The organism is Chryseobacterium subflavum (assembly GCF_055762745.1).
In genome coordinates, this window is the sequence record NZ_JBVTMR010000003.1 from 54,971 (window position 1) to 77,677 (window position 22,707).

Sequence of the window (22,707 nt, forward strand, 5' to 3'; positions counted from 1 at the left end):
ATACTGAAAAAGAGTTTTGCTAGATTCACAATGTCTGCAAAAAATAAGAGTTGTTAAAGGTTTGTCATTTTCTCCTATAAAATTTATTTCGATATAATCAGTAGCTAACCGGTTTTTTGTTTGGCCACTGATATATTTATAGGAGAATAACAAAAGACATAATATACTAATAGTTTTCATACCATTTTCTTTTTTTCAACCATTGATAGGTGTTTTGATAATAAACTGATTCTAAATTATATAGGGCTACATGCCCCGATTTAAATAAATCAAATCCATAATTAAATGTCATTATTTCGTAAGTCGTATTGCCCATCTTTCCTGTCAGGGATAATTCCGCCTTCCAATGAATATCAAATGGTTGGACATTCCGAGCCGGTGCATCATAAAATATAGTCGTATATCCATCCCTTCCATTAATCAACATTCTCTCCTCATCCGTATAATAAAACGGTGAATTATCATCTTTAGCAGTACCGGTTGGATCATTAAATACCCAGTTCCCAAACCCATTGTCAATATGATCATTTGTTCGCACCGTCTGAACCCAGTCATAATTAGTATATTTGTCTGACGCACTCTCAAAGCCAAGTGTTATTCTTAACCCGTGTGAAAGTTTTTCATACTCCAAAACGCTTATTTTACCAATATAGGTCCCATCTCCATCGTAAACTCTAAAAATAGATCTTTGTTGGTGCATTATATGATTTAAACCTGCAACAACACCGCCAATAATAGCTCCATGCCAAAAATTTCCTCTTGTCAGTACTGCTCCAATTCCACCCGAAAGTACACCAAATGACAGAATTCCATAAGTACTCCTTGCAAAGCGCAATAAACCTGTAGCCACCATTGTTTTGCCCCAACCATACGCTCCCAAACTTCCAAGTAAACCAGCAGCTGCAGAACTTAAAAAGTTCTGCCCTTTTACAAGCCCTAAAATACCTTGTGACACACCATGTGCCCCTGCTTGTAATAAAGCATTCCCAAAAGTTTTTGCTGTGGCCTCAAAAATTGATCCAATGCCAGCAGCAGTGGCACCGGATACTGCACCAAAGAATGTTGCTTTGAGTGCTCCTCCAGGATTCCACATTCCAAGATTACCCGTAACGGCCAAACTTACAGTATAAGCAGTTACTCCAACAGCTGCGCCTATAATTGCCCCCGTGGCAACAGTAGCCCACAGGGCACTTAATCCCCAAACTGCCAAAAAACCAAAGAAGAACTCCCCACTTGGATCATTGTACATTAACGGATTGTTCAGTACATAGGCATACCTATTATAATTCTGGCTATTGAAAGTGTCCTGAATGTTATTGTCCGGGTTTAGGAACCTTCGCAAAAGAGGATCATACAGCCGGCCATTCATGTGGATTGTCCCAACCACGGCTAAATGTTCATGCGCAGTATAACCTCTTTCAAGAATGTTGATACTTCCATGAGTCAGATTTCCCCAGGCATCAAAATGGCTTTCTTCAATCAAATCGCCACTTCCGTTGCTTACAGCAAGGATACTTCCAAGATGATCTTTATGCAAGAAGATAAAAGAACTACTATCCTGCGAATAGTCTTTTAAAGATACGATATTACTTTCGTAGGGTGTACCACCGATATAGAGGATATGCTTTTCAAAATCAGTGTTTTTGTTATAAATAACCTCACAACTTGCATCCTCACTGTAGTATTTTGTAAAATCGCCCTCCCACTGTGGGTTTCCGTTTGATTTCCCGCCATAGGTTGCCATTTGCCGCATAGAGTCCAGTCCATATTCAAAACGGACATCACCTTCTTTCCCCTCAATCAGCAGCGGATCATTGTTTTCATTATAGCTGATCTGTTGAATCTGGTCATTTGCATAATTGAGTTTTCCTTGATCATTAAAATTGATTCCGGTTGCCTGATAGATCTTTTCCCCATTATCAAATTTTACGGTTCCCACATTGTCATTACCGACTATCCGGCCTCTGATATCATATAGGTTGGAAGATCTCCCGTTGGTTTTAGGATTAGACCATTCTATCAGTCTATTGTTATTGTCGTAAAGAAAATTTTCATTAATTGAAAAACTTCCTGATCTTGTCTTCTCTGTAAGCTCATTCCTTATTGAATCAAATGTATAGGTTGCATTCAAAGCTGGAACACCGGAAACTTCCTGCTTTGTTTCACTCAGCATTCCCTGCGCATCAAAGGTGTTTCTGATATTGCTGGAGCCTAAATTAGCACGGATGATGTTACCCATTGCATCATTTTCTTTTAATTTCCACAAAGTCGCTCCAGTTCGTACATCTGTAATTTTATATAACATTCCACTCCAGTCATCATATGAATGTGCGACTTCAACACTTGTTTCTTTACCTTTCGATATCAAGCCCTTCTTATAGCTGATGATCCTTGAATTCATATCATACTGGATATCTTTTTTAAAGAAAATTCTTCCGTAGCTATGCTCACTTTGCTCGATAAACCTTCCTTTTGCATCATAAATGATTTCTACAGAGAATGGTTTCCCTATGGAGGTACCGCTTCGACCTTCCAATAATCCTTTATCATTATATGTAAAGTTGATTTCCTTGTCGGTAAGTCCTGGTACATTTGATTTCTCTATCTGCTGGATAAGCTGGCCTTTATCGTTATACCGAAATTCTTTGAATCCCTTCGGGCTTATCTGTTTCACTGGCTGACCAAAACCGTTGTATTCATATTGGTATATCCCGTTTGAAGGATCGTCCAGTAAAGACTTTCGCCCCCAGCTATCGTATCCGGTACGTACGACATGGTCACCATACTGGGTGGAAATTTGCTCCCCGGCAGCATTAAAATTAAAATGGATAATTCCTCCGGCATCTTCGGACTCAACGATATTGCCTAAAGCATCACTGATTTTTTTAAAGGTTCGTCCATATCCATTTACTTCCTGGACTATCGACGTATTACCTTCGACGGAGGTTTTCATCTCCTTACCGGTAAAAGCAGTAGCTGTGACAATTGCAGGAAATACAGTGTCGTCATAACTGATCATATTCCATTTTTTTTCAGCTCCGTCATAAAATGGCTCTGATTCACCAATTTTTCTACCTAATTGGTCATAAATAGTTTCTACAGATATGTGGGTATCCACAGCATCGGGAACCTCATAATCGATATCACCCGAAGATGCTATATAACCTTCATAATTGAAGCCTCTGGTTGTTACTTTGTATTGCTGCCCCAATTTATCCGTATACGTTTCTTTCGGGGTTCCATCTGCACGGATCTCTGTCACCTTAGTTCCCCCGTCATCCAATTTAACGTATTCATAGGTCCTAGTACCTTCTAAATTGGTCGTATAGCTCAGAAGTTTACCCCAGGCATCATAAGAATTCACAATCGTATTGCCAAATGGATCTGTCTGCTGAAGGACTTGTCCCCAACTGTTGTATCCGATCAATGTTTCTAGCCCTAAATTGTCTTTCTTTTTAATCACAAAGCGGCCAAGCGGCTCATAAAAAGCAAAATCTGACTGCACATTCGCATCCGTACTGTTACTGATTGTCTTACCAACAACATTCCCAAAACTATCATGATCATAAAGCTCTCTAATCCAGGCTGAATTGTCCCTGTTAAACTTTTTTAGCGACAGCAGAAGGTTAGAGCTATATTCATATTCTTCACGTACCCGTTTTTCATCGCCATAAGCGACGAGCTTTGCCTCTTTAGAAACAGGGCGCCCTATAAAGTAATTGCTGCCCTGGCCCTCTGGATTGTGGATATATTCGATATCGGTTGTTTGAACTGAAAAATCTCCATTAATCTTCACTAAAGTTTTCACAGGAAGGTAATACTGGTCATACTGAAACGTCGTTTCTTCCAATATACCTTTTAAAAAATCCTTGGATAACACACTTGCGGTAACAATGGCTGTAACTGCCGCAGATGGAATGAGTCGATTATAATTAATTATTTTTAAGGAGAGTAAATCATTATTGTCGGCTGTAAGATCTAAGGGAAAGATAAGACGATCGTCCCCTTGAGTTCGCACTGTCCACTCTTTAATTGGGAGGGCCTCCAGACGTGGATCTATTTCAGAGCCTGCCCAGATCTTCGTATTTTCCATACCATCGGCATACCACGAGGATCTTGCTGTCTTACGGAATCCCAACATGCCTTTGCCATGTACATTTGCGACAAAACCTCTATACCTAAAATCTTGCTTACGATCTTCCTGTATTAATTGGGAAACGATAAATGTTCCCGACAAACGTTCGAGCTCAACATATGGATACTGTTCTTTATTTACAGGAGCATAAAATCCAGGATTTTTGTCAGGATCAAGCTCTTCATACTTCACTTCCGTGATAATAGCACCCTGATGTATTGATGTGATAAGCCCTTCCTCAGCCACACTGTAATGTGAGTATTTCAACAGTGCACCTTCTCGGAATACCAGGATATTCTCGTTGAAATTATTAATTCTAAAATCACCGATGAGCGGAGAGAAGTGAGCTAAGACCGGAGTTTCATCTTTGCTATATTTTACGTAATTTGTAGCCAGTGGCTGGGTTTTGATCCATTTTTCATTATATTCGATAGGATACCAGTCATTTTTATAACTGCTCCTGGCCTCTAATGTGCTTCCATCTATATTTTTTAGTTCAAAGATCACATTCCCATGAACATCCAAACCTTTATTTTCATGATAAAGCATCGCAAATTTAGTTTGCACATCTCTATCAGAATAATCATAAAGAATATGGGAATAGAATGCTATAAAATCAGCTTTTCCGTCTTTATTGAGATCCTGGGCAAAATATTTTCTATCAATGGAACGCAAGTGGGTTTTTCCCTTGAATTCAGGTGTTTCTTTAAGCCATTCAAAGTTTTCCAATACCTGTACGCGGAAACCTGAACCTGTATTGATATAAAGTTTCCATTGCCAGCTGTCCACTGCCTGAGGGATCATAATATCAGTTTTTCCGTCCCCTGTAAAGTCTGCTATAATAGCTTTGTTTAGAAGCCCTTCAAGTGGGTTATCATAATATAATGACCTATCTGCGGAGTAGCTTCCGGAAGAATTTTTTATAAATTTGGTAAGATATACTCTTCCGCCACTGTCAAAATTGATAAAATCCACACAGCCATCACCATCAAAATCACCCTGAAATATGGTCCCAGCAAAAAAATGATCCGGAAAAGAATATAGACCTATGATAGACGATAATTTAGCGGGATCAGACTCACTGGGATGTACTAGTAGATAACGATAGGTTGTCTGTTCTTTCATTTCTGTTGAATCTCTTTCTTGCCATTGAAAGAAATCTTTAAGTACAAAGATCAATTCTGATACACCATCACCATCAATGTCCAGCTCTTTAACTTCTATTATCGTTGTATCCATACTGTACCCATCAATGCCCGGCTGGTCATTATTCCATAATACCGTGCTGTCATAGTCATCTGCCGGAACGGTTCTTATAAACTCCTCTTTTAACCTCTTGGTATTTGCAGTATCTGATTCAAGCGAATATCCCTTGATAACAAGATCTCTCCGCCCTTCTCGCGGACTGCTGGTGGAAGGAACCGTATCATAGATGAAAAAACCTTGTCTGGTCAGAATTTCGCCCTGTTCATTTTTTAGGTTTAGCACCTTGGCACTTTCCAATTGGGTCTTCGTAATAAGCGAACCGACATAGACCTGTTTGGGCTTATTATCATCGAATACGCTACCAAAATGATAGATCCCGGCAGGATAATCTACCGGCTCTGTACAGTAGGATTCCCAGTAACCTGTTTGGGAATCATCCCCGCTAGTGGGATTACCTTCGTGGTAGATTGATTCATAATGATTGCAATCCTGAAAAGCATCGGCATATTTGATGATATCTATCTTTCCATCGCCATCAAAATCTCCATAAAGAAGTTTGGCATTTTTATCATTGGTAATGGACGCTTTTTTCCACTCTCCCTGTTCAGACTTTCTGTAATCAAATATAACAGGATTAGCAGCCTCACCCTCGGAATTAAACTCGGTGATGGATTTAAGGAACTGATAGTAGTTACCATGATCATCCATCTCATATTTCATTCCATAGGTTTTGAAAATATTTCCATTTGCACGAACCTCAATGCTTGAAAGAAGATTATTTTGCACAAAATGTACTCCTTTTAAATAACTTGTCTCTCTTAACTGACGCTGCTCATAATTAAAAATGATTGTATTAAAATGAGCAGTACCAGCGTTAAGATTTCCTCCCCAGTCAATTCTTTCAATGGCAGCAACATTATCCCCTTGTATATAATTATAATCGATATAATTCCCCTGAGCGTCCCACCATCTTACGATGTTGTACTCTATAGCTGTTCGTGCATCAGCGCTACTTCCATATAAAGCCTGCGATCCATCTTCAAAGGTTACTTCAAAATAGGCAGGTCCATTTTGTTGGAGATTTTCTCCAATGGAACGAATCTTTGTATTTGAATATTTCTCTGTCATATATTCAGTTCCATCTTTGCCATATTCTCCTGATTTCAAAATCAGACGCTGCCCCATGAACATATAGTAATCGAAATAGTCTAACTGAATTTTACTGTTTTCTCCATCCTGGTCAATATTCCTTCCCATTCTTGAAATACTGGTAATCCCGCTAATATTCCAACCAAAACCAGCAATTCCGTTGCCTGAACCGCTTGTATACATAAGATTGATTTGTGGAGCAACGCTTTTAATACCCGGAGGCAATGCAATTGGTAATGTAAATTGGAGCTGTCCGTTTCCGCTGACCTCAATGGTTCCCCGTGTGTCATGGAACGAAAGGTTTTCCTGTGTTACAATTTCTTGTTCAAATTCTGAAAATTGCGCTATATTGTGTTGCTGCATGGACATACCTCTAGCTGGTACACCTGATGCAGGCGTATTTAAATCTTTCATTTGAAATTTTTTTTGTTTTTGTTAAAGATTGTTTATAGTCAGTATTATGACCGACAGTGATTTTTTAAAACCCTGCCGGCATAATACTATATGATTGGATCAATTGCTGTTGAGCACTTTTCTACTCACCTGGTTACCAGCCATGTCATAACTGAATACCAGATCGTTATCCGAAGGGTTTGGTTCCTCTCTCTCATAGATGTATGCGTAACTGATCCGCGTCGCATTGATCCGCATTGCACCATCCTCAGCAGGTAGATCTGCGTTAATTACCGGTTGGATGTCATCCAGTCCTTTTTTCTTTGTATTCATACAGATGATTTTAAGGATTAGATGGTTCAGGATCAAGGGTAACATGAATTGTCATATTGTCAGTAACTTTTACACTGCCATTTTTTTCAATATATCCCGGAGCATTAACACGATAATATAGCACTTCACCATCATAGGCGGTCATGGAAGGATTACCTAGACCACCATCAGAGCCATTGTCAATACTTACAGCGGCCCCTTCCGGGGATGTGGTTATTGTTAATTCATACCATTTTTTACCGTTAAGGATAAAATCCAATACCTCGGTTACGGGCATCTCTTTTAATCGGATTCCTACCGGAATACCTCCAACCTGATAAACTGTAGGATTTTCACTTGTATATAACATTGCACCGGGATCAAGCACTTCTTCTTTATGCCAATAATTATCCATCCATGCCCAAAATTGTTCCTGATTTGGAACTTTGCCATTCTCAAAAAAAGCTTTGAGTTCATTCTTTGTATTCATAATAATATTTTTTGTTTGTTACTTCCTTAGGTACAGGAAGCTTTGTTTAACTTTTTGACCATCATTTTTATAATTTATCAGATGGTACTATTTCTTATTTACATAGTAGAGATACCTAGTGTGACGTTATCTTTTCTTAAACGTCTCAGTTTCCCCATTATCTGGACAATTAATTTAAAACTGCCCAGTGTTCTTACTACCGGTCATAACCATTAGTGAGATGCTCTTTTTCCTGATCAGGTATAAGAGGATTGAATCCATTGGACAACCGGCCGGTTTGTCTTTTGAAATTTCTTAACTGACCCTAGCTATGATCAACGATCCTCTCTTTAAGCTGCTACGAAAGTATAGGGGTGACACGTCAAAACTAGTCGCATAAAATACACTATTTCAATTAGTTATAATTAAAACAACTTGTTGAATAATTAGATCAAGTGCAAAAAAGAATTCAGTATTAAATTTGATAAGTATAAAAACTGAGAAGCTTCCACCATAATTTATTGTTAGTGTGTTTAGAGATTTGATGGTAGCTCTCGAGTTTTATTATGGTAACTTGCTTGGTAAGCACAATATGTACAATCAAATATAAGTATTCATTAGGTATGATTATGTCCAATCATTGAATGAGAATACCATGTAGACACGTTTAAATCAAGCTAAATTTTCATATTTTAATTCTCGTAAGTCTAACGGCTGCCATTATCTAATTTTTTTTTCATAGCCATATATCTGGTAGCTGTTACGACTTTTGTAGAAGATAAAATGATGGGTACTACATGTACTCATTCCATCGAAAAATATGTATGTTCACTTTTCTATCCCCTTAGTCGGTAACCCTATTTAAGCTGATCATCTCTGAAAATTCGTTGGTGCAATAGTTGATCTGCTTTTTTAAAAATCCTGCCTCTAAGAAAAATACGAAGAAAATCTCGTGTATCGTCCGAAGATCTCTTTTTACAGTTTCACGTAGATCATAATTAATTGCCGTTTCAATATAGGGTAAAGAAGCCAGCTTTTGCGCCAAATTTTGTAATATAGTTTCAACCAGTGAAAGATGATAAATATTCATTTAAACGAGTGCATAGTTTATAATTGAGAGTCGATGATATAAAAAAATAGACTCAAGCCTAAGTGACTTCCTTGTATCGTAAAATTACATAGATAACCAGTTAATATCAAGACCTCTCACTTGATTAATAGTGAGTTAATCAGTATAAAAGGAACAATACACAGCAATCCGTTAGGCTAATTACACTGCTAAATCGTATATGTGTTTAGTTACACATCAATGTGATAAGAGGGAAAAGGAAATTTTTTAATTTTAACGACATCTTTTATAAATGAAAATGATCAAGCTCTTAGTAACTTTTTCCATTCTTAAAACTATCTATAAATGTTTATAGTTGGTCTAGTATCATTAAAAAATCAAATCAGTTTGCAACACCTTAAACAATGTACAATTACAATATTTTTTTCTGTAGTGTAGTTAAGATCCATTCGTATCTAAATTAAACTTTAAACGACCTGATAGAGAAATGAAATATAAGAAATCGCTGTTCAGCTGCCAAGCTATGATATATGTAACAAAAAAGGACAGCCAAATGGCTGTCTAATCGAGCATGCTCTCACTCTGGTAGTGTAGGGTCTTAACCCTCTTTATACTGTAATACTTTTATAAATATAATAATATTATCTAACCGGACCGATAATGATCGGACCTAATTTTTTATTATTGAACTGAAAAGAAATTTGCTTTTCATTACCAAAACTGTCAACTATCCACACATCAAATTGTTGTGAAACTAAAGATTGTGAGGTATAGTATAGCCGAAATTCTTTCTCGGCCAAGGGATAAAGATCGTTCGGTACATAAGGTTTATAACCTGAATAATTTAAAATGCCCTGTCCATCGTTCTGAAAATAACGTATCCGGTAGGTATTACCTGTATAATTTCCGTTTGAGATTATTGAAAATCTCATCTCGACAGTTTCACCAATCCCGACTTCCTTTGGAACAGGCATAACTTTAACTTCAAAAGGAAATACTTCCTGTACGTCCAAACTCTCTTTATCACATCCCGAAAGAAATATAATTCCTATTATTATAGCAATAAATCCAAAAACAACCGATCCTACTGACATTTTCCAAGTGTTATATATATTTTTCATATTAGTTTCTGATTTTCAAAAGTTAAAACGTAAGCCTATACCCGTTGAAGGTCTAAACCGCTCAAGATCGGTTCCCCATAACACCCTTATACGACCTTGCAGCATAAATACGATTCGGTCTGATAGATAGGTCTCCAGCGACAATCTTCCACCAGTCCCAAAAACAAATCCATTATTGTTTTTTAGTAGTCCCCCATCCGAAAGAAGACTGTCTCCCCTATTGACAGATTCATAACCCACAACTCCAGTTATACCTCCATTCAGCGTAATAAATTTCCTTGAATCCGAGAGAAGCTTAACACTATAACCGACCTCTCCTATGAAGTCTTCTAAAGGGATTTCCCAATTTTTATAGTCTACGGTCTTTCTTTGATATTCCAGTCCCCAGATCCAGTAGTTGCCATGTTTTGCAAAACTGTTTAGCGTCAGGTTTAGATAGAAATTTTTGCCAACCCTCTCTGTATTTAGAAGTCCTGTATTAATTTCCAAAGATTTCTGTTTATACACCATTCTCTGAGCATGCAATTTGATGCTCATAATGGCCAGTACCAAAAAGATGATATATTTTTTCATAATTCGCTGCTTTATTGATTGACTTTAATCTTCATTTCAGATACTGGCTTTGCGGCAACCAGATCCGAATTTTCAATTTCCAGAACCTGGTTCCTTGCGCCGTTCCTTTCAAAAATTTCAATTCTGAGCACCTGTTCATCAGTGATTGTGAATTGATCCAGAAGTATCACGTTGCCAGCGATTGAATTGTCCGAGATTACCTCAAGACCGGGATACTGCCTTATCGGAACCAATTGCTTTTCCTCAGACACCGTTCTTTTCGCAATCTGCTTATCAACGATTTTGTAAGTGCAAAAATCCACTACAAAGGGGACATTCGATTTATTCCTCATTTCAAGATGAAAAAAAAACTTACCATTATGGACATAAATTCCCTTAAGAATTGACTGAATCCCATAAGATCTGGCAGCGATGTGCCGCACATATCTTTTATTTTGTTGATAGATGGTTTTCAGTAAAACTTCTGTTAAAGATGGTGGATTAAAACCAAGCTCCTCAAACTGAACATTTCTTCCTTCCTCCCGCTCAACATCATTTTTCATTTTCTTTAGATCGTAACTTAAAGTAAATGGATCAGCATTATAAATAACATTAAAGCTATAAAATTGCCCATCCTCTGTAATTACACTAAAGTTGGTTTCCTCGGCAAAATCCTTGACTGCGGCCTTTATACGCAGCACATTCTGTGCATCTTCAGCTTTCTCTGCAATCAGATAATTCGACCCCAGGTCTGTGTACCTGATCGCTACGGGAAAAATCAGGTGGCAGGTTTTATTATAGGTAACTTCCAGCCTATAAGGTTCGACCCTACCCGCTTCAAGAGACTGCTGTCCAAAAGTCTTGATAAAAAATCCCACAAAAAGCAGGATCATAAGAATATTTTTAATTGATATCATAATATGATTATTATTGTTATTATATTACTTTTTTGCCAACAGCAGTACCGGATGCCCTGATCTCACTGTCACCTTAACGGCTCTCAGCTTCTTCGAAAAAAAGCCAGAAACTCCCTGTATCAAACCTCTGCTCAGATCACCGACAACCTGCTGACCCGCTGAACGCGACATCGAAATATTCATTGCCGAGCTTTGGCTCATGTTTGCGGCGATTTCTCCCGCAGCATTGATCTCATCTGAGCGTGGTACAAGTAAACCGAGCTGGCCGTCTGTGCCGTAGACAAGGATTTCAACAGGAATTACATTTCCTGATACTTCGACGGCGCTGATCTTTAGCTGTAACCTGTTCCCCTGAAATTTGGTATCGGCAACCAGTTCGGTTCCTTTGGGAACATGATAACCACCAATGGTTGCATTTTCGGATAACCGCAACTTTAGTGACCCGTCGCCTGATAATGTTTTTGTTTCCATCACCATTGCACGTATACTGTTCCTGACAATATCGCTTTGAGCAACTTGTCCTGGCGTGATAAAGCCCAGATTACGGTTATTGGTCTCATTCAAAATCTCCGATGCATCCTCTTCCCGGTACAAGGCTGTTACAATACTCTTTTTAACACCTTTCAAACTTTCGATTTTCCCTTTTTTATCTGGTAAAATACCTGTTTTTATCGATGTTGAATCGATAGGCTGACCAACATTGAGCGCAGGGCTTGCGTGTACTGCATTTGCCGACGGAAGATAGCGCGAAGCCATTTCGTATGATTTTTCCATTAATGCAAGCTGGTCTTTATAGGTGGGTGCCTGCGGAATATCTTTTTCTGAAAGCCTATCTTTGAGTTCATCTACCTGTTTGCGTAACGCCAATTTCTCGCGGTCATCATCCCTGTAAAACGAGCCGAGCGTTTGCTGTGCATTCTGGTAACTGCTCAAAGAACTATTCTGTGCACCGCTCATCCCATATCCCCCAGAGTTGCCTGCAATAACCTTTGAAACTGGAGCTTCACCGTTAACTGATGTGTCTGCTCCACTCCAATAATCTGACAAAGACATTAAGGAATTGCGCTTTGCGGCTTCCCTTTCCTCAATCATCTCTTTTTCGTATGCTTTTCGTTTATCGGCCTGCAGTCCTTTATCCGTTGCCTCGGGCACGGCATTTTTTAAACCTTTGTCTTTAGTTTCCTCACCCTCATTTTTAGGCTTAAATATTAAATAAAGACAGGCGATGAAAACAATTGCCATAAGGCCAAAAATGATGGGCTTTTTAAGCTTGTCATTTTTTGAGGAACTACTTTCCAAATTTTCTGTAGAATCATCATCCACAATTAAACTGACCCTCTTATTCTCTTTCTCTTCCATCGTAAATAGTTTTAGGATTTGCAACCGAATCTTTCACAGAAGATTCATTATGAATTACTGCGGGTACTTCGATATGGCTTATATCGATTTTGTCCCCTTTTCCCAGATCATAGAATACCTTGACCAGCACACCTACCCCCATAAGCAGGTAGAATGCGAATAGATAAAGTACATATCTGATCTGTTTTTTGACGGGTAAATTCCGCCATCTCAGATCGAGCTTCTCAAGCTCATTATCAATTGTTGTTCTAATATTTTTCATTTTCTAAATTTTGAACCATAACGCCTCCCCCTTTTATGGAAAGAACTAATTTTCTCTACCGCTCTATCACTTCCTCATCCTTATTGGAAAGGACTGAAAATTTTAAAATCTGGAAGCCCTGTGGATTGCTGTCTGACCGGACACTATTGAGCAGATTGCATGATGTAACAAGGCTCCTTCGGGTAAGATTACTGGATCGGATGATAAACTGCTTGGCGTAAGTGGTCACAGAATAAGGATAAGTATTAAAATCACACACCACACTGTCCACTTCAACGCGCTGCTGGATGTTACCCGAAATGATTCTATTGTAGTATCCCTTTTCAGAGAGATCACGATAGTAATCAAAAGCACTTTTGTCTGCCAGATCGAAAGCCCGCTTCATATTACTTTCAATCGCAGCTTTATCTGGTGCCAGCGTAAAAAAAAGCTCATGGAACCTCCTGACATGCTCACGTGCCTCAACCGGGCGGTTTATGCTTGCATCCTGTGAGAGTGCCAGCATCAGCGACTTTCCCTGATCCATGACATAAATTTTCTCCCGTTGTACCGATGCAAAGGAATATGATTTCCATACTGTAAAAGCTGCTACCCCGAAACACAGTATTGCAAAGACAATTGCATAGAGCCGGATCTGTTTGAAGCTGTTTTCAATGTTTCTTAACGTTCTGAATTCCATAATCAATTGCCTTTTTGTTCCTGTCCGTTACTCTTATTTGCCAGAAGTTCACCACCGATATTACCAACCGCAGCTCCAGCCGCCGCAGCACCAACGTTTCCTGTACGCATTGTAGCTTGGCTTACATTTCGGGTAAAGTTTCCTGCCCCTCCTGCTTGTATGATCCAGCTTGTCACGGTTGGGATTGTAAAGTATCCTACAATACCGATGATCATAAAAATCAGGTAAACACTATTCTCGGGATCTGGAACAAATGAGGGATCACTTAACAGTTCTATATCCCGCTGTACACTCATGGCGTTTATTTTCGCAAGCATTGCACTGAACAGATCAGCCACAGGCAGCCACAGATATACACTGATGTATCTGCTCAGCCACTGGGTTAGGGTACTCTGAAATCCATCCCAGACGGATATGGCGAAAGCTATTGGCCCCAAAATCGAAAGAACGATTAAAAAAAATGTCCGGATCGTATCCACAACTAGTGCAGCAGCCTGAAAAAGAAGTTCAAGGATTTCCCGCAGTTGTTTCTTAATTTCCTGTTTCAGTTCGTACACAGCCTGATCACGATACATACTGACCATGGTCCCAATATCTTCAAACGACCAACCTAAATCATCGAGCTTTTTGTCAAACTCCTCGTCGGAAACCAAATAAGCAGTGGCTGGATTCCGCAACATGGCTTCTTTTTCAAGAACATCTTTTTGTTGCTGCAGCGTATTTAGATCCAGAACCTGTCCCTCTAGCATGGAGTGCGTCCCCTTAACGATTGGACTCAGCACGCCATTGATGGTTCCCAATACAATCGTGGGAAAAAACATGATACACAGGCCTATTGCAAAGGGTCTTAACAGAGGAAAAACATCTATTGGCTCGGCCCTGCTTAATGCTTGCCAGACTTTCAAGGCGACATAGAATAGCGCTCCTAGTCCGGCAACTCCCTTGGCTACCACCGCCATTGTTTGCGATAGCGGGATCATTTCATCGTAGAGACCTCTTAAGATCTCATGTAGATTATTAAATTCCATAACTTTGAGAATTGGTTACCAATATTTTTGATTAGCAGATCCATATAGGTCCATTACACGCTTGGTGTCATTTTGCTTTTTTGCACGGAGAATGCTGACAGAAATATTTTTATTGGTATAATATCTCACAAGGCTGTGGTATTCTTTTACCTCTTTATACACACGATCAATAATCTCCATGCGTTCCTTGTCATTCAGCGATAAGCTGCTCGAACTAACGATCTGTTTTAATTCTTTGAGCAGTTCCGTACTCTCATTCAGCAGTGAGGAATAACCGTTTCCAATAGCCGCTAGCTCCGCCGCGGAGAAGTTTTTGTCGTTGAGCATTCGGGAGAAATTATTGACGTACATTTTACTGACATCTCCCACCAATAAAACCGTTTGTTGAACCTTTCGCGCATCTTTCACCAGATTATTCACGGCTTTTAATTTGTCGTAATATTCTTTCCCTTGATCATACACCTTTTTCACTTCATTGAAGTTTTTGACCACATTGCTTACCGTGTTTGAAGTCTGTACAATTTCATTGGCACTGTTCAGAACACCTGAGATCAGATTTCCAGGATCAGTTACGACCCATTGAGCTTTTACTTTTTGTGAAAAGGTAATTGCCGTTACCATAAACACAGTCATTAATAAATTTTTCATTTTTTAAAATTTTAGGATTTTTAATTATTCTAAGGGTGATAAACCCTTGATTTTTCTAAGCGAGATTTTCCTGATGGCACCTTCCACATCACCTCCCATTTCATGGGCTAGATCCATGACCTCCATTTTCTCGGATTCTTCGGTCGTGTATGCCAAATACTCCTGTTCGCTCACTTCTGTAGCGTAGACGGCTGAATGTGTTCCGCCCAGACCGATCCATACTTCCTTATATCTACGCTTGGGATCATTATCCTGATTGATCGAAAGGATCTGAGATTTCTCCCGTTCTGTAAGCCCGAGCATATTTTGGATCTCGTCAAATTTGTTGGCATATTTTCGCTGGTCTAGCAGGATCTTACAATCACTATTATTGATGATCGTTTCCTTGACTATTGGAGATTGTATAATATCGTCCACTTCCTGTGTTACCACAATCGCTTCCCCAAAGAATTTTCTGACGGTTTTGAATAGATAGCGGATATATTCAGCCATTCCTTCTTTTGCAATGGCCTTCCATGCCTCTTCGATTAATATCATCTTACGGATACCTTTTAGCCTACGCATCTTATTGATAAAGACCTCCATAATGATGATCGTAACGACAGGGAACAGAATCTTGTGGTCTTTTATCGCATCTATTTCAAAGACAATAAATCGTTTGTTCAATAGATCCAGTTCTTTTTCTGAGTTGAGTAAGTAATCGTACTCTCCGCCGCGATAATAAGGCTCCAACACATTGAGGAAATTTGCCAGGTCAAAATCTTTTTCCCTTACTTCTTTTTCCTGAAGTACCTTTTTATAATCTACTTTAACATATTCATAAAATCCATTGAAGCAAGGTATTTCGTTGCAGTTTTTAATCCTTTCGATATAACCGGAAACTGCATTTGATAAGGCGACTTCCTCACTTCTCCGTGGCGCTTCATCGTCCCGTTTCCATAAGGTCATGATCAAAGTCTTGATACTTTCTCGCTTTTCAATATCAAAGACATTATCTTCGGTAAAGAACGGATTGAATGAGATCGGGTTGTCCTCCGTATAGGTGAAGTAAACACCGTCTTTCCCTTTTGTTTTTCCTTTGATCAGCTCGCAAAGACCCTGATAAGAATTACCTGTATCTACAAGTAGTACATGAGTTCCTTGCTCATAATATTGTCTCACCATATGATTGGTGAAGAATGATTTTCCACTTCCATTTTTTGGGTGGGTTGGCGGGCTACTCAATTAAGAATAGCCCGCCAACCCCCGGAAGGGCCTAGAATGAAACGGTTTCTATTAGTCGTAATCCCTTTTTTCATTGGAAGATCACTGATATCAACATGCACCGGTTTGCCAGTCAGCCTATCAGCGAGCTTGATGCCAAATGGTGACAGCGAATCCTGATAGTTGGTTTCCTGCGTAAAAAAACATAATGCTGGCTCAATGAAAGTGTAAAAGGATTCTTCGGATGGAAAGTCCCCTGAGTTGCCGGGAATTCCCGCCCAGAACAAGGTGGCAGCATCGACCGTATTATGACGGGGCTTACATTCCATTAGTGCTAGCGCGCTTCCGACATCATTTTTTAAATTCCTTAGCTCATCACGATCCTCACTCCATGCAAAGACATTATAATGTGCCCTGATCGAAGGTGAACCGTGCGAATGTGCTTCATTCAAATAACGCTCTATCCATTCCTTATTGATCTGATTTGCCCGGCTATAACGAGCCAGTGAATGCATATTTCTTGCTGACTTCTCAAATTTCTTAAGGTTTTCAGAACTGTTATCGATGAACAGGTACTGGTTGTAGATATGGTCACAGCTTAGCATCAGCCCTACTGGACTGGCAAAGGACAACATACAGTCGCTACGATCTGTTGAAAGCCTGTCGTAACGATTGCAATCAGAAACAGCTCCAGGCAGATCATCTGTACTGGATAAGGTATGAAGCACCATCCTTTTACTACCGATCCTAAGTTCCTCTGTTCCCAGTGCAATATCCTGCAAAACGGGATTTGTATCTAGGGACAGCGTAAAATATTGTTCAAGGATTCCGGTTTTCCCCTCGATCCCCAATATTTCAGCTTCGACAAGCTGATCCATTGTCATATGTCCACTGTCGTTGATAATCCGCTGGAACTGGCTGACAGATTCCAGAAAACGTCGCATTCCTTCTTTGTCCCCTATCTCCTTGGGAACAAGATTACCCTTGCACAAACTGCTAAAATTACTCTGGGATTGCATCCGAGCCTTTGTTGTTTTCGTCAGGAAAACATAACAGTAGTGATTCAGAAACGGTCGCTCATTAAAGTGAAGCTGGAAAGAACGCGACAAAAAACTATGTTCACTTCTTTCAAGATCCGGCTTGTAGTTTTCCTTTATATACCAGTCCTGCTTGTGCAGGATACTATAATCGGGTAAAGTCTTGATTGCTTTACTCCATGAGGAATGAATAGATTCATACACATCCGTGCCTACCGTAAAAATTTCTGGTAGCCTTAAACGGAAACACACCGTAAGGTCACCTTCTTTCGATATGATGCAATCATTCTCAATGGCAAGAAGTGGAAACCTACTTTCTAAAGTTGTTGTTTTAGCGATATTTCTCATGATAGCGTTTAAGATTTGGCGTTAAAATTTTGCATTTTCTCACCTTTCGCAACTGGGTATTTAAGGCAAGATTGGACAGGTTTACGGGTGATGATAAATTGCGGATGCTTTCTTTTCGCACCTAGTTTCATCAGCCCATGTTCACCGTACTTGTTGTTCAGACTGAAAGTTTTCCATACGATCAGCGATGCAGAAATACAGCCGACCGAAAGGCAGATATACATATTTACGTCAGCCATGTACAGAACCATAACCAGGATCATGACCAATAATAACCCTCCGGCAAATCCAAAAAGATACTGGGCTTTCAGTCCCTTAAATTCAACCGTGCTTCCAATGCCCTTATTAATATTATAGTTCTTCATGACCGATGGATTTAAAGGAAGAATGAGCGGAGGATAGTCGCAGCAACAATTAAAAAGATACAGGCACCAAACCAACTTGCCGCAGTTTTACTTGTGTCAGGGTCGCCACTACTGAATTTGTTATACACTTTCACACCCCCTATCAACCCGACCACGGCACCAATGGCATATATAAGCTTTGTTGCCGGATCAAAGTAGCTTGTTACCATCTGAGTAGCCTCCTGGATACCCGCAGCACCATTTCCCTGTGCCAGAAGGACATTGCTAAAGCAGCAGGATTGAACCACACACGCTAGAATTTTAAGTCTTCGATTTTTCATGTTTCCTTACATTTTAAGTTCGTATTACCCGCCTCTACGGGCTTGGAAACAAAGGTGTTGCACATAGCATAGGATTTGTGGGTAGGTGGTATGAGACGTACTAAGTTTGCCGCTGTTGTCCTAATACGAGTTCGGAAAAACCCATAAAAAAACCGCCAGACTTTTAAATCTGGCGGGTGTAATGCTGTGGGCTACATTTTCCGCCCCTTTTTATTTTCTTTCCTTTCATTTTTTTCTTTAACTGCCTCCCTGATCGGCTGTTTAAGTCTATTTTCCGAGATAATTTCATCAATTCCAGATTTATTCCAAGGAACCAACTCGGCCTTAAAGTCAAGTCGGAGGCCCGTTTCTTTTAAACCTTCCATTTCCTCCCATCCATTTCTTCGGTTCCATCCCACTGGGTCAAGAGTTCGTGCAATAGGAATTTCAACAAAAATTAAATCTATGGGGTAGTCCAGTATTTTATCCCATTCTCGATCTCCTATTTCAAAATTTTTGGGATCGTAAGGAAAGGCATAGACATTTTTGTCTTCAACATACCAATCCTCCAGATCGTCAAAACGTATACCCATTGTTGATAGCACATCTTTAGGACGTAAAAGATCGATACGCGCATCTGCATAAAAGATGTGGCCACCAATTTCAACCGTTGGAAGTTCTCCATGTTTAACTCTTCTTGTCAGTGCCTCTTGATCGATCATCAGTTCAAAATCAGTCAGCAAAATAATTTCCTCAACAGCCTTGTTATACTTTTCTGCCATCTGCTTAGGGGCAAGCGTAACAAACTGTGGAGGAATTATAGTTAAATTCTGTCTACTCGTCTTGTCGAAATGATCAAATCGGTATCCTTCTTCTCCCAGATCGATCATATCCTCTAATGTGTAGCAGTTATCTGGGTTTGCCTTTTCTCGAAATTCAAATTTGTCCACATCAACAATAAACTCGATTCCGTATTCTGGATCTGTATAGATCGGTAGTTCTTTTTCCATAACTCAGCTTTTATTAATTTTATTGCTGAACTAAATTCAGAGTGAAATCGCCTACTTTTGAAGACTACAAACAATCGCGACACTATTATTCCGAACATTTCCTATCCAATTTCCGAAATTAAGAGGTTTAAATCCCCCTACCCTTTTTTCGGGATTTAATTAGGGAATTTGCCTCTTTATTTTCCATCCTTTTCAATGCGACCTCAGATAAAATCTGGCCAACAACTTCTTTTATCGGCAGGGGAACAGAAACTGACCTATCTTGCTGTATATCTTTTTTATTGGTCACTTCTGATAGCCAATCAATATAATTTCTGGCATCTTGCATATTAACAGGTTCCATTTTCCTGTAGCCTATACTTTTTGAATCATCAAGTCCGATGTAAAAACCATAATCGGGAAAATCAAGCTTATCATAAACAATGATAATATTGTCCATTGATTTTTGTGAAACATTATTTTTATGACTGGCTATTATCCGGCCTTTGTATTCTTCGATTATATAATCAGGATCATCCTTTGCTATCATAACTTCTTTTTTTATTGTTACTGATTAGTGCATCAAAAATTCTGTATCAGATGAAGTCTCCGATATCGAAATTGTCCAGGGCATTATTCTGGTTCTCTTTCGAAATGCCATTATGTTTTTCCGATAACGACTTATCCAAAAGCCTGGCAATCTTCTGCGAAGCTCCATCGATGGACTGTTGCATTATAGCAAGAAACTCAGTTCCCTCAATTTTTTGGATGATGTCACTTGTTTCTTTTTCTTGGGCTGCATCCAGATTGTCCTGCTGCAACAGGTTTCCAACTTTTGTAAGTTCATTTAAAGAAACTGCCTGTCCAAATCGGTCATCATCCGGTGGAATATTATCGGTATCGTCAGGTTCTTCATTATTAAAATTAGAAGCACTTTCTTTTTCCTCCTCATTTCTGGTTGGATCGTCGTTGCCCTGATCCGCCTTATTTGCTAACATTTGTTCGATTAACTTTTTCCTGTTGGCAAGCCAGATAGGTGCTTTTTCCTTTTCAGGAATTGTGACCTTTCCTATGACATCCGGTTCTGCTTTTTGTGCAACCTTTCGATATATTTTACTTTGGGGTTTTATAAACTTAACCTTGTCAACGAGCAATAGTATAATCACCACGATGAGGCAGATCAGTATTACAATCTGTAGTAAACCGTCCATGACCTAAAAAAGTGGTTTTGATTTGTTATTGAACTCCCTGACGAGCATTTCTTCAAAAAGCGTGAAATGATGCCTTAATATATTATCGAGCAGCGCATATAACGGTATTTTGTCCTCACCGATCACACTGGCTATTCTTGCTAATCGGGTGTGATGCTCTCCGCTGACATAGATGCTCTTATCGCCACGTTTTTCCATCAAAGTATCTGAAAGGAAAAGCGATTCATAACTCACATTCTCATAAGTTACCTGCTGATGAACTTTTACAGTAACTTCAACCTCTCTATTTTGCTTTTTCATCTTATAAAATGGGTTTAAATTTTTTATTGAAATAATCGGTAATCTCATCACCATATTCTCTGAAATGATTTTCTAGTATATTGTCTATATAGGAATACAGAGTTATTTTGTCCTCACGTGTCAACTGAACTATGCGCAAGAGCCGTTCGTGATATTCAGACCGGATATAGACAACCTTTCCACTCCTACCGGTTGGAAAACGATTGACAAGAAACAGGTCTTCGTAATCCATTTTTTTACCGGATCTTGGTCTGGACTTCTCTACTTTAGCCGTGGGCACTAAATCTTTATCGGTATCCTTCTCCGAATCTGTAGAAGGGAGAGGTTCATCACCGCTCATGATGTTCATCAGGTACTGCTCATCTATGATGGGTTTCTCAAATTCTTTACGATCTTTCTTTATTGCCATCTCAGATATGAATTATTTTTAAAAATTCTTTAACAAATTGATCCACACGTGTCGCTTTCAAAATCTGTAAGTCGGCAGGTAGCAGCGTGGACTTGAACACATAACTTCCTGTGTCATCAATTTCTTTCCGGAACCGTTTACTGTCCATGATCCGCGTCTCCATAATACGTAGTGACAGCTCCTCTATTATATCTTGATACACTTCGTAAAGACCTGTCTTTTCCCTGCCGTCAACCTGGTTCCAGAATAGGAATAGCGATTGCTCAAGAGCGTTTTTGTTCTGTGCGGGAAGTTTCAAGAAAACCTCACTAAAGGCCAATGTACTCTCAACAACCAGTCGGTCTGCGGTGATTGGCGAAAAAATGTAGTTCATGCCCTTTAAAGCACCGATAACTCCCTGTGTATTGGCGGTTCCCGGGAGATCGAAAAAAATAATATCCGGCGGAACAGAGCTGTTCTCACAGTAGTCAAATGCCTTTTCAAGTGCATTCTCCGCCTTACACTTTATGATCGGATAAGCTTTCTTATTAATCGTATGGAATTGTTTAACGGCCAGCCTTTTATGAAACTCACTATCCATAATTGTACGCTTATCTCTTTCACGCATACCGAGAAGGCTGTGCTGCGGAAAATCACAATCCAGTACCACGATATTATATCCGAGACGATAATGTAAAACGCTGGCGAGAAATATCGTCATCGTCGATTTACCAACTCCGCCCTTTTGCGCATAAATGCTTACTTTTAAGGTTTCTTTCTTTTTTTCCATATTATATTATTTTATAGCTTCTTAATTTTAAAGATATATCGCAGAGTAGTTTCCTAAGTTTACAGATGCACCGTAAAATATGTGTATAGTCAGATCTTTTTGCTTACAAAAGGCCTTAAATCAAGGCTTATATCTTATTTATAAATCATATGTACTTCTTAAAATTTAGTAGGATGGTAAAAAAACTTTCAATACTTATAACTTCATATTTTACCATTTTTATGCTTTGACGTTTTTATAGTTTTATGCTTTTATAGTTTTAAAACCTAACACTTTTATGCTTTTACAATTAATTGCTTTGTAAGTGGGTAAATTGACCATAGTTCTTACCGACATTTTCTATGCAAAAGAAGGCAACTGTAGGGGCTGTAAAGCATAAGCTTTACTACCTTTCCTCTTTTTACCTACAGTTTCCGAAAACTCTTTATGATCCGAGCTTTATTCTATTCTTTCTCATATCTGTTCCCAAGAACAGAGC

20 protein-coding genes and 1 pseudogene are annotated in these 22,707 nt (G+C 39.2%); all 21 read right to left on the minus strand.

All coding sequences use genetic code 11. The annotated features are described in order from the left end of the window. Positions 1–166 precede the first annotated feature (166 nt). Positions 167–6,904 (minus strand): RHS repeat-associated core domain-containing protein, encoded by a 6,738-nt coding sequence (locus AC0INN_RS13780; protein WP_306613662.1) that lies wholly within the window; start codon positions 6,902–6,904, stop codon positions 167–169. Between the two features lie 99 nt (positions 6,905–7,003). Then, entirely contained in the window at positions 7,004–7,216 is a 213-nt protein-coding gene (locus AC0INN_RS13785) for a hypothetical protein (RefSeq protein WP_306613664.1), read from the minus strand. Positions 7,217–7,226: 10 nt separating this feature from the next. Further along, the gene (locus AC0INN_RS13790; RefSeq protein WP_306613666.1) at positions 7,227–7,685 is read right to left on the minus strand and encodes a PEGA domain-containing protein; all 459 of its coding nucleotides are present in this window, start codon (positions 7,683–7,685) and stop codon (positions 7,227–7,229) included. 823 nt (positions 7,686–8,508) lie between these two features. Beyond that, positions 8,509–8,754, minus strand: a complete 246-nt coding sequence (locus AC0INN_RS13795; protein WP_306613668.1) for a hypothetical protein — start codon at positions 8,752–8,754, stop codon at positions 8,509–8,511. 620 nt (positions 8,755–9,374) lie between these two features. After that, positions 9,375–9,854, minus strand: a complete 480-nt coding sequence (locus AC0INN_RS13800; RefSeq protein ID WP_306613670.1) for a DUF3872 domain-containing protein — start codon at positions 9,852–9,854, stop codon at positions 9,375–9,377. 15 nt (positions 9,855–9,869) lie between these two features. Beyond that, positions 9,870–10,427, minus strand: a complete 558-nt coding sequence (locus AC0INN_RS13805) for a conjugal transfer protein TraO (RefSeq protein ID WP_306613672.1) — start codon at positions 10,425–10,427, stop codon at positions 9,870–9,872. An 11-nt stretch (positions 10,428–10,438) separates the two neighbouring features. Next, the gene (gene traN / locus AC0INN_RS13810) at positions 10,439–11,323 is read right to left on the minus strand and encodes a conjugative transposon protein TraN (protein ID WP_306613674.1); all 885 of its coding nucleotides are present in this window, start codon (positions 11,321–11,323) and stop codon (positions 10,439–10,441) included. Between the two features lie 24 nt (positions 11,324–11,347). Beyond that, positions 11,348–12,682 carry a conjugative transposon protein TraM gene (gene traM, locus AC0INN_RS13815; RefSeq protein ID WP_306613676.1) on the minus strand — a complete coding sequence of 445 codons (1,335 nt, stop codon included), beginning with the start codon at positions 12,680–12,682 and terminating at the stop codon, positions 11,348–11,350. Then, on the minus strand, positions 12,663–12,944 hold the full coding sequence (locus AC0INN_RS13820) for a nitrogen regulatory IIA protein (RefSeq protein ID WP_153848440.1): 282 nt from the start codon (positions 12,942–12,944) through the stop codon (positions 12,663–12,665). Before AC0INN_RS13820 ends, traM begins: the two co-directional genes overlap by 20 nt. Positions 12,945–12,999: 55 nt before the next feature. Next, positions 13,000–13,623: a conjugative transposon protein TraK gene (traK, locus tag AC0INN_RS13825; RefSeq protein WP_306613679.1), complete on the minus strand. Its 624-nt coding sequence runs from the start codon at positions 13,621–13,623 to the stop codon at positions 13,000–13,002. Positions 13,624–13,625: 2 nt separating this feature from the next. After that, positions 13,626–14,651: a conjugative transposon protein TraJ gene (traJ, locus tag AC0INN_RS13830; RefSeq protein WP_306613681.1), complete on the minus strand. Its 1,026-nt coding sequence runs from the start codon at positions 14,649–14,651 to the stop codon at positions 13,626–13,628. A 15-nt stretch (positions 14,652–14,666) separates the two neighbouring features. After that, positions 14,667–15,299: a DUF4141 domain-containing protein gene (locus tag AC0INN_RS13835; RefSeq protein WP_373428020.1), complete on the minus strand. Its 633-nt coding sequence runs from the start codon at positions 15,297–15,299 to the stop codon at positions 14,667–14,669. Positions 15,300–15,323: 24 nt separating this feature from the next. Further along, positions 15,324–17,887: pseudogene (locus AC0INN_RS13840) on the minus strand (TraG family conjugative transposon ATPase). Positions 17,888–17,895: 8 nt separating this feature from the next. Further along, entirely contained in the window at positions 17,896–18,252 is a 357-nt protein-coding gene (locus AC0INN_RS13845) for a DUF4133 domain-containing protein (RefSeq protein WP_306613683.1), read from the minus strand. 11 nt (positions 18,253–18,263) lie between these two features. Beyond that, the gene (locus AC0INN_RS13850) at positions 18,264–18,572 is read right to left on the minus strand and encodes a DUF4134 domain-containing protein (RefSeq protein ID WP_306613685.1); all 309 of its coding nucleotides are present in this window, start codon (positions 18,570–18,572) and stop codon (positions 18,264–18,266) included. Between the two features lie 191 nt (positions 18,573–18,763). Next, positions 18,764–19,561 carry a hypothetical protein gene (locus AC0INN_RS13855; RefSeq protein WP_306613687.1) on the minus strand — a complete coding sequence of 266 codons (798 nt, stop codon included), beginning with the start codon at positions 19,559–19,561 and terminating at the stop codon, positions 18,764–18,766. Positions 19,562–19,688: 127 nt separating this feature from the next. Next, positions 19,689–20,090: a hypothetical protein gene (locus AC0INN_RS13860; RefSeq protein WP_306613688.1), complete on the minus strand. Its 402-nt coding sequence runs from the start codon at positions 20,088–20,090 to the stop codon at positions 19,689–19,691. Positions 20,091–20,136: 46 nt separating this feature from the next. Then, complete coding sequence (locus tag AC0INN_RS13865; protein ID WP_306613690.1) at positions 20,137–20,751, minus strand: hypothetical protein; 615 nt, start codon at positions 20,749–20,751, stop codon at positions 20,137–20,139. Positions 20,752–20,754: 3 nt separating this feature from the next. Continuing rightward, positions 20,755–21,051, minus strand: a complete 297-nt coding sequence (locus AC0INN_RS13870) for a DUF3408 domain-containing protein (RefSeq protein ID WP_306613692.1) — start codon at positions 21,049–21,051, stop codon at positions 20,755–20,757. Position 21,052: 1 nt separating this feature from the next. After that, a complete protein-coding gene (locus AC0INN_RS13875) occupies positions 21,053–21,460 on the minus strand; it encodes a DUF3408 domain-containing protein (RefSeq protein ID WP_306613694.1) in 408 nt (135 codons plus the stop codon). Between the two features lies 1 nt (position 21,461). Continuing rightward, positions 21,462–22,229 carry a ParA family protein gene (locus AC0INN_RS13880; RefSeq protein WP_306613697.1) on the minus strand — a complete coding sequence of 256 codons (768 nt, stop codon included), beginning with the start codon at positions 22,227–22,229 and terminating at the stop codon, positions 21,462–21,464. Between the last annotated feature and the right edge of the window lie 478 nt (positions 22,230–22,707).